Consider the following 12,211-nt stretch of genomic DNA (forward strand, 5'->3'; position numbering starts at 1 on the left):
GCATATATCGTTTGCGTAACGATCGTCAGGCTTTGCGGCCGACGTCAGTGGCCCTTGAAGGCCTCCGCAAGCCACCAGGCGCCGCCGTCGGACGCGATCTTGGCGTCGATGACCAGCGGACGGGAGGGACGCTCCCCCACCCAGGCGCGGACCGCCTCGAGGTCTGCCACGCCGCGGACCGTCACGGCGTCCGCACCGAACCCCCGGGCGATCGCGGCGATGTCCGTGTCCGGGAAGGTGACCGTACTGAGATCGACGGGCTCGACGGCGGGCTCGACGTCGTGCGCGGCGCCGAAGTGGTGGACTTCCGCACCGTAGCCGGCGTCGTTGTAGATGATGCACACCAGCGGCAGTCCCAGCCGGACCGCGGTCTCCAGTTCGCTGATGCCCATCAGGAACCCGCCGTCGCCGGCGCCGAGCACCGGCAGCCGGTCCGGCCGGGCCACTGCAGCGCCAATCGCCGTGGACAGCCCCAGCCCGATCGACTGGAAGGCCTGGGTGAAACAGAAGCCGAACTCGTCCGGGACCTTCAGGTAGGTGCTGGGATAGCCCATGAAGTTGCCGGAGTCGATCGAGACGATCCGGTCCGCGGGCAGGATGGCGTCCAGTTCGCGGCTCAGCACGCGGGGGTCGATCCTTGCCTCCCCGGAGAGGTCCGGCGTTTCGACGTCGTTCCAGCGCGAGCGTTCCGCGATGGCCGCGGCGTTCCGCGGGGTGCGGTACCGCTCGGCCGGGTCCGGCTGGAGCATCCGCAGCTCCGCGAGGACATCCGCAGCGGTCAGCGCGGCATCCCCCACCACCCCCAGGTCGACGTGCCGGTTGGCGCCGAGCGCGGAATCCTCGACGTCGACCTGCACCACGGCCGTCCCGTCCGAGATGAGGTGGCCGTGCCGCATTGTCCACATGTTCAGGGCGCAGCCCCATCCGACAATCAGGTCGGCGCCGTGGATCAGCTCGGCGCTGAGCGGTGAGGAGAATCCGCCGGAAATACCCAGGTTGAACTCCTCGTCATGGAACAGACCGTTGGCCACGGCGGAGGTGGCCACCAGCGCACCGGCGTGGGCGGCAAGGCCCAGCAGTTCCTCGCGCGCGTTCCGCGCCCCGCGGCCTGCCACAAAGACCGGCCGCTCCGCGGCGTTGATCAGGTGCGCCAGGCGCCGGACGCTGGTGGCCGCGGGGCGGACCGGCTGGGCGCCGGCGGCCTCCGCGGGGTGCGCGGCCGGTTCCGGTGCCGGAGCGGACTGGACATCGAGCGGGAGGTTGAGCACCACGGTGCGGCGTTCATTCCGTGCGGTGCGGAACGCCCGGAGGGTGTCCGCGACGGCGGTTGCCGGGGAGTGGATGCGCTCGCTCACGGCTCCGACGCTCCGGGCGAGGGCGTCCTGGTCGATCTTGAAGTTGGAACGGACCGCGGAGGCCTGGGTGTCGGCCGTAAGCACGATCAGCGGGGTACGGCTCTTGGCGGCTTCCCCGATCCCTGTCACGGCATTGCTCAGCCCGCAGCCCTGGTGTGTGCTCACCACCCCCACCCGCCCCGACATCCGGGCGTAGGCGTCGGCCATTGTGGCGGCACCGCCCTCGTGCCGCGCGGCGGTGAACGGCACTCCTGCCTCGCGCAGGGCGTTGGTTACCTCGAAGTTGCCGCTGCCGACCACGCCGAAGACGTGCCCGACGCCGAGGCCCGCCAGGGTCCGGCCGACGAGCTGGGCGACGGTCCCGGCCACCTGCTGGACCGTCCCGGAGGGCTCCCGGGGCGCCTCCACGGCTCCGGGGGAAACGGATGAAGCTACTACCATGGACTTACCTTCCATTGAGTAATGCACCGGTTGGGTACTGCGCTGTTGCTGACTGCAAAGTTGTTGACTGCACTGTTTCTGCTTGCCGTGTTGCTGACTTGCTCTGTTGCTGACGTGCCCTTCAAACTTCCAGGCGGCCCCTATGAACTCCACCCAGTCACTCCCCCGCGCCGCCGCGACGGCCACCCTGGTCCGGACCATCGAATGGGTGGATACGGATGCCGCGGGGCACCAGCACAATTCGGCGGTACTCCGCTTTGTCGAGGCCTGCGAGGCCAAGTTGTTCCGGGACCTGGAGCTGCCGGAGTACTTCCCGTTGGCGCCGCGGGTTCGCCACGAGCTCAACTACCGGGCGAAGTTGTACTTCGGCCAGCAGGTCACCACCACCGTAGTGGTGGAAAAAATTGGCCGCACGTCCATGACGTTCAGCTTTGAAGTGTGGGGCGAGGAGTTCCAAGGCGACCCCCGGGTCCTCGCCGCCCACGGATCGTTCGTCACGGCCCACGTGGCCCGGGGCGGCACGATGGCCACCCCGTGGCCGGCGGAATTTACGGCCAAAATCACCGCCCCCGAAGGCTAGCCGCCTACACCGACGCCGGCACTTTCGCCGGCGTCCAGCGCAGGTGGGTGGGCAGCTCGGCGATCTCCGGTTCCCGCACCAGCGCCAGCCGGGGCCGGACCGCGTCCGTGCGGGCTGCCGGCGGCTTCCGGCTGCCGGCCCGGAACTGCTGCGGCCAGTCGGCGCCGGGCCCGCGGTAGTCCTGCTCGATCGCCGCATGCAGGGTCCACTGCGGGTCAAACAGGTGCGTGCGGCCGAGGGCGCAGAGGTCCGCGCGGCCTGCCAGCAGGATCGAGTTGACGTCGTCGTAGGAGGACACCGCCCCGACGGCGATCACCGCCACGCCTGCCTTATGGGCCACCTCCTGCCGGATGCGGTCCGCGAACGGGGTCTGGTAGCTGCGGCCGTAGGCGGGTTTCTCCTCCTTGACCACCTGGCCGGAGGAGACGTCCACGCCGTCGGCGCCGTGCTCCACGAACGCCCGGGCAATCGCGACGGCGTCGTGCTCGTCGTTGCCGCCGGGCGCCCAGTCCGTCGCCGAAAGCCGGACGGTGAGCGGCTTGTCAGCGGGCCACGCCGCGCGGACGGCGTCGAACACCTCCAGCGGGTAACGCAGCCGGTTCTCGAGCGATCCGCCGTATTCGTCGCTGCGCCGGTTGGCCAGGGGCGTAAGGAACGACGAAAGCAGGTAGCCGTGCGCGCAGTGCAGCTCCAGCAGGTCGAACCCGGCGGCGGCCGCACGCACGGTCGCGGCGACGAACTCGTCCCGGACCTGGTCCATCTCGGCGCGGCTGATTTCGCGCGGCGCCGGGCTGCCCGGGCCGTAAGGGATGGCTGAGGGGCCCACCGGCTCCCACCCGCCCTCGGGGAGCGGCTCGTCAATGCCCTCCCACATGAGTTTGGTGGAGCCCTTCCGGCCGGAGTGCCCCAGCTGGGCGCCGATCGCCGCCGTCGAACGGCTGTGCACGAAGTCGACGATCTCGCGCCAGCTCTCCTGCTGGGCGTCGGTGTAAAGGCCGCTGCAGCCCGGCGTGATGCGGCCGGTCTCCGACACGCAGACCATCTCGGTCATCACCAGGCCGGCCCCGCCGAGGGCCTTGCTCCCGAGGTGGACCAGGTGGAAGTTGCCCGGGACGCCGTCCGTGGCGGAGTACATGTCCATCGGCGAGACGACGATCCGGTTCTTCAGTTCCAGCCCGCCGATCCGGTACGGCTGGAACATGGCGGGGGCGCGGCCGGCGATGCCCTGCGTGCGGGCGAATTCCTCATCCACCCGGGCGGCGAACTCGGGGTCGCGCAGTTTGAGGTTGTCGTACGTGATCCGCCGGCTGCGGGTGAGCAGGTTGAAGCAGAACTGCACAGGGTTCTGGTCCTTGTACATGCCGATGTTCTCGAACCATTCCAGCGAGGCCTGCGCGGCACGCTGGGTGGATTCGACCACCGGCCGGCGCTCCGTTTCGTACGCCTCCAGCGCGGCTTCCAGCTCGGAGTGCTCGTGCAGGCAGGCCGCCAGGGCGAGGGAGTCCTCCATGGCCAGCTTGGTGCCGGACCCGATGGAGAAGTGCGCGGTGTGGGCGGCGTCGCCCAGGAGCACGATGTTGCCGTGCCGCCAGGACTCGTTGCGGACCGTGGTGAAGTTGATCCACTTGGAGTTGTTGACCAGGACCTCGTGGCCCTCGAGCTCCTCGGCGAAAATGGTGCGGATGGCGTCCACGGCCGCCTCGTCGCTTTCGCCGGGCCGGAACGCCTGGTGCTCGGTGGCGTCGAAACCGGCGTTGCGCCAGACGTCCTCATGCATTTCGACGATGAAGGTGCTGCCCTCGTCCGAGTACGGGTAGCCGTGGATCTGCATCACACCGTGCTCGGTGTCCTTGACGAAGAACTTGAACGCCTCGAAGACAAGGTCGGTGCCAAGCCACATGTACTTGGACTTGCGGACGTCCAGGCTGGGCCGGAAGACCTCGGCGAAGCGGGAGCGGACGGCGGAATTCAGGCCGTCCGCAGCGAGCACCAGATCGTAGTCCCGGCTGAGCTCCTCGACGTCGGGCGCCAGCGTGCTGAAGCGCAGGTCGACGCCGAGTTCGGCGCACCGCCGCTGCAGCAGCTCAAGCAGCTCCTTGCGGCTCATGGCGGCGAAGCCTTGGCCGCCGACAGTGTGCTGCTGGCCCTGGAAGTGGATGTCGATGTCGGTCCAGCGGGCGAAGCGCTCGGACATGTACTCGGCGATCACGGTGTCCGCGTTGCCGATTCCGCCGAGGGTCTCGTCGCTGAAGACGACGCCGAAGCCGAAGGTGTCGCTCGCGGCGTTGCGTTCCCAGACAGTGACCTCGTGGTTCGGGTCCAGCTGCTTCATGAGGGCGGCGAAGTACAGTCCGCCCGGACCGCCGCCGATGATTGCAATTTTCATGTGGTGCCTCTCAGGCGTTCTGGTGTTCGGGGGCGGCGGTGTCAGCGGCCAGCTGCTCGCGCAGCCGGAAGTGCTGGAGTTTGCCGCTGGGGTTGCGGGGCAGGCCGTCAACGAAATTCACCTGGCGCGGGTACTTGTACGGCGCGATGGCCTGCTTGACGAAGTCCTGGATTTCCTTGCGTTTGGCCTCATCGGCCTCGACGCCCTCGCGCAGCACGATGAAGGCGCAGACGATGCTGCCCCGCTCCGCGTCGGGCCGGCCGACGACGGCGTTTTCCATCACATCCGGGTGCTGGTCAATCGCCGCCTCCACCTCCGGGGCGCCGATGTTGTAGCCGGAGGACACGATCATGTTGTCGGAGCGTGCCTGGTAGTAGAAGTAGCCGTCGTCGTCCCGGCTGAAGGTGTCCCCGGTGACGTTCCAGCCGTTGACGACGTAATCCGCCTGGCGGGAGTCGTTGAGGTAGCGGCAGCCGGTGGGGCCGATGACGGCGAGACGTCCGACGGCGTTCGGGCCAAGTTCCCGGCCGTCCTCGTCCAGGATCGTGGCCCGGTAGCCGGGGACGGCCGTGCCGGTGGCGCCGGCGCGGATCGCGTCCCCCGCGGCGGAGATGAAGACGTGCAGCATTTCGGTGGCGCCGATGCCGTTGACCAGCTTCAGCCCGGTGCGTTCGTGGACGGCGCGCCAGGTTTCGGCCGGCAGGTGCTCGCCCGCCGAAACAGCGGTGCGGAGGCTGGCGAGCAGCCCCTCGGCGCCTTCCTTGAGGATGGCTTTGTAGGCGGTCGGGGCGGTGAACAGGATGGTGGCCTGCGCCGCGTGCACGGCCTGCGCCAGCTCAAGCGGGGTGGCGCGTTCGGTCAGCAGCGCGGCGGCGCCGAAGCGCAGCGGGAAAACCACCAGGCCGCCCAGGCCGAACGTGAAAGCCAGTGGCGGGGAGCCCGCGAAGACGTCGTCCGGCGTCGGCGCCAGGACGTGCCGCGCGAACGTGTCCGCGTTGGCCAGGATGTCCCGGTGGAAGTGCATCGTGATCTTCGGCGTTCCGGTGGTGCCCGACGTCGGGCCCAGCAGCGCGACGTCGTCCGCCGCCGTCGCGACGTCGGTGAAGTCGCCGCTCTTGGCGGCGCAGCGTGCGGCGAGATCCGTGCTCGTGCTGCCCCCAATGGCCAGCACCGGCACGTCGTTTCCGGCAGCCTCGGCCAGGTCATCGAGGAACCGGCTGTCGCACAGGGCGGCGGCCGGGCGGGTCAGTTCCAGCAGGGTCCGGATCTCGCTGGCGCGCAGGGCCGGCATGATGGTGACCACCACCGCGCCGGCCTTGAGCACCCCGAGCCACGCCGCGACGAGCCACGGGTTGTTCGGCGAGCGCAGCATCACGCGGTTCCCGGGGACGATCCCGAAATCCTCTACGAGGACCTGGGCCACCTGGTTGGCGCGGCGGTGCAGTTCCCCGTAGCTCCAGGACCCGCCGTCAGGGGTGAGCAGGGCCGGACGATCGGCACCGAAGCTGCGGACGGCGTCGTCAATCAGCGCGGTGGCGGCGTTGAGCTGCTGGGGGTACTGCAGTTCCGGGAGGGTGAACTCCAGCGCGGGCCACTGCTCCGCCGGGGGCAGATTGTCGCGCGCAAAGGTGTCCAGGTGCGCCGAGGGCGTCAGTTCCATTGCAGACCTTTCATATCGTCATTGATAGGAGGGGGACGAGCTCATCGATTGCTCCGAAACGGCCGTTTGGGCGGCCCAAAAGGGCACTTACGGAGCATCGGACATCCGGATCATGCCTTCCTGGACCACCGTGGCGAGGAGCCTGCCCTGCCGGTCGTAGAAGTGTCCTTGCGCCAGGCCGCGGCTGGCCTGGGCAGAGACGGCCTCCTGGACGTACAGCAGCCAATCGTCCACCCGGCCTTCGCGGTGGAACCACATGGCGTGGTCCAGGCTGGCCGTGACCAGGCCCGGGTCGCCCCAGGCGTAGCCGTGCACCCGGAGCACCGGTTCCAGGATGGTGTAGTCACAGACGTACGCCAGGGCGGCACGCTGCAGGTCCGGGTCATCCGGCAGCCGGTCGAAGGCTTTCACCCACACGGCCTGATGCGGCACCTGCTCCCCCTCGACGCTGAGGTAGACGGCCCCCGGAACGTGCCGCATGTCGAAGCTGCGGCCGCCGGACCAGTAGGCCGCGGCGTCGCCCTCGATGCCGTCGAGCACGTCGGCCGACGACGGCAGCGACTCCGGATCCGGGATCCCGGCCGGCATGGCCCGGGCGAATTCCTCGCCGGCCTCCTCCGCATGGAAGGAGGCCATGGCCACGTAGACGGTCTTGCCGCCCTGGTAGGCGCGGACCTGCCGGGTGGAGTAGCCCCGCCCGTCGCGGAGCCGCTCCACCTCGTAGCGGACCTCGGCACCGATGTCCGCGGGCCGCATGAAGTAGCTGTGCATCGAGTGCAGCGAGCGGTCGTCCCCCACCGAGCGCATCGCCGCGGCGGCGGCCTGGGCCACCATGTCCCCGCCGTACGCCTTGGGCCACGGCACGTACTGTGTGGTGGCGGTGTAGGCCTCGTCGAGGAAGTCCGGCTCAACCGGCGTCAGCTCGAGGGCGGACAGGAGGATTTCCGAAGTGGGAGTCATACCCGGCGGTACCCTTCGAGGGTGGAGTCGTCGACGTCGTCGAGGTTCACCACGATGTTCTCCGGGGTGCGTGCGGTGAGCCAGACGAGTTCCTCGGTGACGCTCATGTTGGCCTCGACGTGCGGCATGTACGGCGGGACGAACACCCAGTCGCCCTCGGTCATGTCGATGAATTCCTTGTAGTCCTCGCCGAAGTAGATCCGGCCGTGGCCGCGGAGCACGTAGCCGCCGGTCTCGGCTTCGCCGTGGTGATGCGGGAAGGAGCGGTAGCCGGGTTCGTTGCTGACCTGGCCGTACCAAATCTTTGTAGCAGGGGTGTGCTGCGTGCTGACGCCGGAGATGCGGACGGCGCCGCCGGACTGGCCGGTGTCGCGGTGCTCGGCGCCCTTGCGGGTCACGACGGGGACAACCTGGTCTGTGATCTGTTCAGTCATGGTGATACCTCTCTATAGGGCGGTCGGTTTGGTGGCTCGTGGCGGCTTAGAGACGGACGGTATTGGTGAGCGTGCCGATGCCCTCCACCTCGGTGGTGACCACGTCGCCGTCGTGCAGGAAGCGCGGCGGGTTGGCCCCCATGCCGACGCCGCCCGGGGTGCCGGTGAGGACGACGTCACCGGGGCTCAGCCGGGTGAAGGTGGAGATGTAGGACAGCAGCGCGGCCGCGGTGAAGACCAGCGTCTTGGTGTTGCCGTTCTGGACCTCTTCGCCGTTGACCAGGCAGCGGACCCGGACGCCGGCTTCGGGGTCGCATTCATCCGGGGTCACCAGCACGGGCCCCAGCGGGGTGGTGCGGTCGAAGGCCTTGCCCTGGAACCACTGCAGGGTGCGGCTCTGCCAGTCCCGCATGGAGATGTCGTTCGCCACGGTGTAGCCGGCGATCGCGGCCGCGGCTTCCTCCGGCGAGGCGTCCTTGAGCGGGGCGCCGACGACGACGGCCAGTTCCGCTTCCCAGTCCAGCCGGGCGCCATGCCCGGCGGCGTCGATGACCTCGCCGTCGCCGATCAGCGTGTCCGCGTACTTGGCGAACAGCGTGGGGTATTCCGGCAGCTCCCGGCCCATCTCCGCAATGTGGTCCGCGTAGTTCAGTCCGCAGCAGATGACCTTGGACGGACGCGGCAGCACGGTGGCAAACCGGGCGGCGCCGGCGGGGATGGACTCGTGCGGGGCGCCGCCGGCGGCTTCCGCCACGGCGGCCTCCGCCTGTTCACGCCAGCCGGCACGTCCCAGCAGTTCGCTGAGGTCCTCTGCGGGCAGGAGTACAAAACGGTCCCCGGACTGGACGGCGGCACGGGTGGCCAGGCCATCCTTGTCGTCGCGGGCTGCCGTAATGACGGTCGCAAGGCGCATGATTTCTTCACTTCCGGTTCGACGGCGGGACCGGCTCCTTTGCCGGTCCCGGTGACGTGTCCGCTGCGCCATCCCCAGTGGGTATGTCGACATTTTTACGGTCGTCACATATGCTCAAGTTAACACGGATTCACCGGTTTGGGTAGACCGTTTTTCAGAACCCCGCCCGCTCGATTACCGCCGACTCAATGAGGAGCCACCATGAACCACAAGGTCATCAACCCCGCAGCGTTGGCCAAGCCCTCCGGCTTCGCCCACGGCATCCTGGCCGGCAACACGGTGTACCTGGGCGGCCAGACGGCCATGGACAGCAACGGGGACATTGTTCCCGGCGGCATCGTGGAGCAGTTCCGCCAGTGTTTCTCCAATGTCCTCACCACCCTGGCCGAAGCCGGGGGCATGCCTTCTGACCTGGTCAACGTCACGATCTACCTGACCGACGTCGAGGACTACCAGAAGAACGGCCGCGAAATCGGGCGGATCTGGCGCGAGATGGCAGGCACCGACTATCCCGCGATGGCCGGCGTCGGCGTTACGCGGCTCTGGCAGGCCGAGGCGCTGATCGAGATCCAGGCGATCGCCGTTGTGTCTGGCCAGGGCTAGGACGGGTTAGGACTCCGACTGAGGGCTACGCCTGGGCGGAACCGGACCCGCCTGCGGCCCCCAGCAGCCGCTCGGCATGCTGGCGGGCCGGGCCGTTCAGGATGCGGTGCAGTTCGGCGAAGATCCGCTCCGCGGTTAGCCCGTGCCAGCCCGGCGGCAGGAACTCCTCCGGCAGTCCCGGATCCAGGTACGGCAGCCGGCGCCACTGGGTGAGCAGCTGGACGTAGTCCGCGAAGGCGGCCCGGTCGGCGTCGGACCCGGACGGCGGCGCGCCCGGTGATTCCCAGCGCTCCAGCACGGGAGCGAAGCGTTCGATAAATTCCGCGTAGAGCGATTCAAGGGCGGGCAGGTCCCACCAGCGGGAGACCTTGTCCTTGACGTCCCCGGCGGTCAGGTGCTCGGCTTTGAAGAACTCCACGTATTCGGTCAGCCCTGCCCGCTCCAGCTGGTGGCTGATGTCCTCATAGGTGTTCCCCGGGGCAATCCAGAGCCCGGGCGTCACGGAGCCGAAGCCCATCCGCGTCAGCGTACTGCGCAGCTGGTGGCGGAGGTGGCGTTGGGATTCCGGGACGGAGAAGGCGATGAGGAGCCAGCGGTCGGCCGCCGTCGCCCGCCGCGGCGAAAAGATGCGGCGGTCGCCCTCCTGGAAAACATCCTCCAGGTTGGGGGCCAGCCGGTAGGCGGCCACTCCGCCCTGCCTGACACTTTCCAGCACGCCGCGGCGTTTGAGCCGCGACACGGAGGACCGCACCCCGGAAGATTCGACGCCGAGATCGTCCAGCATGGAAATCAGCGCCGAGACAGGCAGCGCGCCGCCGTTGGAGCGTCCGTAAAGGCCGTAGATCGTGACGATCAGCTGCTGGTGCCGCGGGGTCGGCCGGGGAACGGCGCCTCCGCCGGCCTGGCCGGCGTCCGTTTCGGCGTCCGTTTCGGGATCCACTTCTGGGCCCGTTTCGGGGCCCGTTTCGACGGCCACTTCGGGGTCCAGCGGCAGCGCGGGGTTATTTACCACCGTCGGCCTTCCCTTGGGAGAACATTCATGGATCTAGGCTATAGAGGTCCGGGCGCCCCTGCGGCCAAGACGCTCCGCTGGCTGACGCGGGCAGGTCCGGCGAGAGGTACGGCTGGTGGAGCCCTGCCGTGGTTCAGCCCGGGCAGCCCCGCCCGTTCGGAGGAGTGTGCGGCCCGCGGTTTCCACCGCGTGACCTGTTCGGAGAACGCCCGCGGCTGGGGTAAGGTAAATCTCGTTGTTCCCCGGGACCAGGTCCAGTATTCCGGCCAGTCCCACTGCGGCTGTAGCTCAATGGTAGAGCGCTAGCTTCCCAAGCTTGATACGCGGGTTCGATTCCCGTCAGCCGCTCCAACTCCCCCGCAGGACGTCACCCTGCAGCACCTGACCGGGTAGCCCTTCCCCCTGCACAACCCCGTCCTGCGGAGCTCTCCCGGGCCGTTAGGTCACTACCTGTATCGTTCGAAGTCAGGAACCTCTTCGGTTCCGCTACAGGAGCGATCATGGCTGACAAGTCCCCCCGTCAAGCAGCATCCAAAAAATCCGGCAAGTCCATCAAGGAAAAGCGCGCCGACAAGAGGAACGCCGCAGCGCCGCCCAGCTCCCTGGAAAAGGCCACCAGCTCCAAGCCGGCGAGTCCCAAAAAGAAGTGAGCGGCACCGTGAACCTTCTCACTCTGGGAGTCCTGGCCAGCACGCGGAAGCCTGACGAGCGGCGCCTCCCGATCCATCCCCTCCACCTGGACCGCATCGCCCCGGAGCTCCGGCAGCAGATGATGCTGGAGGAGGGCTACGGCGAGCGTTTCGGCGTCGCGGACGCCCAGTTGGCCCCGCTGGTGGGCCGTATCGTCCCCCGCGCGCAGCTGCTGGCCGAGGCCGACGTCGTCCTCCTGCCCAAACCGCAGCCCGAAGACCTCGCCGAACTGCGGGACGGGCAGGTCCTCTGGGGCTGGCCGCACTGTGTCCAGGACCGGGCCGTGACCCAGCTGGCGATCGACAAGAAGCTCACCCTTATCGCCTTCGAGGCGATGAACCATTGGGCCAGCGACGGCGGCTTCGGCCTGCACGTGTTCCACAAGAACAACGAGCTGGCCGGCTACTGCTCGGTCCTGCACGCCCTGGCGTTGACCGGTTCCACCGGCGACTACGGCCGGCGCCTCAGCGCCGTTGTGATCGGCTTCGGGGCAACGGCCCGCGGCGCGGTGACGGCCCTCAACGCCCACGGCATCCACGACGTCCAGGTGCTGACCAACCGCGGCGTCGCTGCGGTGGGCTCCCCCATCCACTCGGTACGGATCGCGCAGTTCGACCACGCCGACAAAGCGCCGTTCCTCAGCGAGGTCATCACCGAGCGCGGCCGCGTGCCGCTCGCCCCGTTCCTCGCCGAGCGCGACATCGTGGTCAATTGCACCCTGCAGGACCCGAACGCGCCGCTGACGTACCTGCGCACCGAGGACCTGAACGCGTTCCGGCCCGGCAGCCTGATTGTGGATGTCTCCTGCGACGAGGGCATGGGCTTCAGCTGGGCGAAAACCACCACGTTTGCCGAGCCCATGTTCAAGGTGGGGGACCACATCGACTACTACGCGGTGGACCACAGCCCGTCCTACCTGTGGAACTCGTCCAGCTGGGAGATCAGCGAAGCGCTGCTGCCGTTCCTGGAAACCGTGATCACCGGCCCCGACGCATGGACCGCGAACGAGACCATCCGCCGCGCGATCGAAATCCGCGACGGCGTGGTCCTCAACCCGGATGTGCTGCAGTTCCAGCAGCGGGGAGCGGAGTACCCGCACGTGCCGCTGACGCTCTAGTTTGGGTTTTCCGCGACGAATTAGGACAGCCGCTGCGTGGATCCACGCAGCGGCTGTCCT

The 12,211-nt window shown here is 68.5% G+C and carries 11 protein-coding genes and 1 tRNA gene; 5 read left to right on the forward strand and 7 right to left on the reverse strand.

Annotated features, from left to right (window positions below; all coding sequences use genetic code 11):
* Window positions 1–44: 44 nt before the first annotated feature.
* Entirely contained in the window at window positions 45–1,796 is a 1,752-nt protein-coding gene (locus FS787_RS08605) for a thiamine pyrophosphate-binding protein (protein WP_144671743.1), read from the reverse strand.
* Window positions 1,797–1,938: 142 nt separating this feature from the next.
* On the opposite strand from FS787_RS08605, the gene FS787_RS08610 reads away from it, so the two are divergent.
* On the forward strand, window positions 1,939–2,376 hold the full coding sequence (locus tag FS787_RS08610; RefSeq protein ID WP_144671744.1) for a thioesterase family protein: 438 nt from the start codon (window positions 1,939–1,941) through the stop codon (window positions 2,374–2,376).
* A gap of 4 nt (window positions 2,377–2,380) precedes the next feature.
* Here FS787_RS08610 and FS787_RS08615 read toward each other — a convergent pair whose 3' ends face one another.
* The 5 genes from FS787_RS08615 to FS787_RS08635 form a co-directional block, all read right to left on the reverse strand.
* Window positions 2,381–4,762, reverse strand: a complete 2,382-nt coding sequence (locus tag FS787_RS08615) for a bifunctional salicylyl-CoA 5-hydroxylase/oxidoreductase (protein WP_144671745.1) — start codon at window positions 4,760–4,762, stop codon at window positions 2,381–2,383.
* Window positions 4,763–4,772: 10 nt separating this feature from the next.
* Window positions 4,773–6,422, reverse strand: coding sequence for an AMP-binding protein (locus FS787_RS08620; RefSeq protein ID WP_144671746.1), 1,650 nt, complete (start codon window positions 6,420–6,422; stop codon window positions 4,773–4,775).
* Window positions 6,423–6,509: 87 nt separating this feature from the next.
* Window positions 6,510–7,382 carry an acyl-CoA thioesterase II gene (locus FS787_RS08625; protein WP_144671747.1) on the reverse strand — a complete coding sequence of 291 codons (873 nt, stop codon included), beginning with the start codon at window positions 7,380–7,382 and terminating at the stop codon, window positions 6,510–6,512.
* Window positions 7,379–7,816, reverse strand: a complete 438-nt coding sequence (locus FS787_RS08630) for a cupin domain-containing protein (protein ID WP_144671748.1) — start codon at window positions 7,814–7,816, stop codon at window positions 7,379–7,381. Before FS787_RS08630 ends, FS787_RS08625 begins: the two co-directional genes overlap by 4 nt.
* A 46-nt stretch (window positions 7,817–7,862) precedes the next feature.
* Window positions 7,863–8,729 (reverse strand): fumarylacetoacetate hydrolase family protein, encoded by an 867-nt coding sequence (locus tag FS787_RS08635; protein WP_144671749.1) that lies wholly within the window; start codon window positions 8,727–8,729, stop codon window positions 7,863–7,865.
* Between the two features lie 201 nt (window positions 8,730–8,930).
* On the opposite strand from FS787_RS08635, the gene FS787_RS08640 reads away from it, so the two are divergent.
* Entirely contained in the window at window positions 8,931–9,332 is a 402-nt protein-coding gene (locus FS787_RS08640) for a RidA family protein (RefSeq protein ID WP_144671750.1), read from the forward strand.
* 25 nt (window positions 9,333–9,357) lie between these two features.
* Here FS787_RS08640 and FS787_RS08645 read toward each other — a convergent pair whose 3' ends face one another.
* Window positions 9,358–10,344, reverse strand: a complete 987-nt coding sequence (locus FS787_RS08645) for a PaaX family transcriptional regulator C-terminal domain-containing protein (RefSeq protein ID WP_260982457.1) — start codon at window positions 10,342–10,344, stop codon at window positions 9,358–9,360.
* A gap of 277 nt (window positions 10,345–10,621) precedes the next feature.
* Here FS787_RS08645 and FS787_RS08650 point away from each other — a divergent pair.
* The 3 genes from FS787_RS08650 (at window position 10,622) to FS787_RS08655 (ending at window position 12,151) form a co-directional block, all read left to right on the forward strand.
* Window positions 10,622–10,695, forward strand: a tRNA-Gly gene (locus tag FS787_RS08650).
* 149 nt (window positions 10,696–10,844) lie between these two features.
* Window positions 10,845–10,994, forward strand: coding sequence for a hypothetical protein (locus FS787_RS17975; RefSeq protein WP_186329116.1), 150 nt, complete (start codon window positions 10,845–10,847; stop codon window positions 10,992–10,994).
* 8 nt (window positions 10,995–11,002) lie between these two features.
* Window positions 11,003–12,151: a N(5)-(carboxyethyl)ornithine synthase gene (locus FS787_RS08655; protein WP_395940321.1), complete on the forward strand. Its 1,149-nt coding sequence runs from the start codon at window positions 11,003–11,005 to the stop codon at window positions 12,149–12,151.
* Window positions 12,152–12,211 lie beyond the last annotated feature (60 nt).

Source organism: Arthrobacter sp. U41, assembly GCF_007679325.1.
Lineage (GTDB): Bacteria > Actinomycetota > Actinomycetes > Actinomycetales > Micrococcaceae > Arthrobacter.

What these genes read in the sequence shown, in the direction of transcription:
- FS787_RS08605 (WP_144671743.1), bottom strand. Translation starts at nt 1,796, where the DNA reads ATGGTAGTAGCTTCATCCGTTTCCCCCGGAGCCGTGGAGGCGCCCCGG.
- FS787_RS08610 (WP_144671744.1), top strand. Translation starts at nt 1,939, where the DNA reads ATGAACTCCACCCAGTCACTCCCCCGCGCCGCCGCGACGGCCACCCTG.
- FS787_RS08615 (WP_144671745.1), bottom strand. Translation starts at nt 4,762, where the DNA reads ATGAAAATTGCAATCATCGGCGGCGGTCCGGGCGGACTGTACTTCGCC.
- FS787_RS08620 (WP_144671746.1), bottom strand. Translation starts at nt 6,422, where the DNA reads ATGGAACTGACGCCCTCGGCGCACCTGGACACCTTTGCGCGCGACAAT.
- FS787_RS08625 (WP_144671747.1), bottom strand. Translation starts at nt 7,382, where the DNA reads ATGACTCCCACTTCGGAAATCCTCCTGTCCGCCCTCGAGCTGACGCCG.
- FS787_RS08630 (WP_144671748.1), bottom strand. Translation starts at nt 7,816, where the DNA reads ATGACTGAACAGATCACAGACCAGGTTGTCCCCGTCGTGACCCGCAAG.
- FS787_RS08635 (WP_144671749.1), bottom strand. Translation starts at nt 8,729, where the DNA reads ATGCGCCTTGCGACCGTCATTACGGCAGCCCGCGACGACAAGGATGGC.
- FS787_RS08640 (WP_144671750.1), top strand. Translation starts at nt 8,931, where the DNA reads ATGAACCACAAGGTCATCAACCCCGCAGCGTTGGCCAAGCCCTCCGGC.
- FS787_RS17975 (WP_186329116.1), top strand. Translation starts at nt 10,845, where the DNA reads ATGGCTGACAAGTCCCCCCGTCAAGCAGCATCCAAAAAATCCGGCAAG.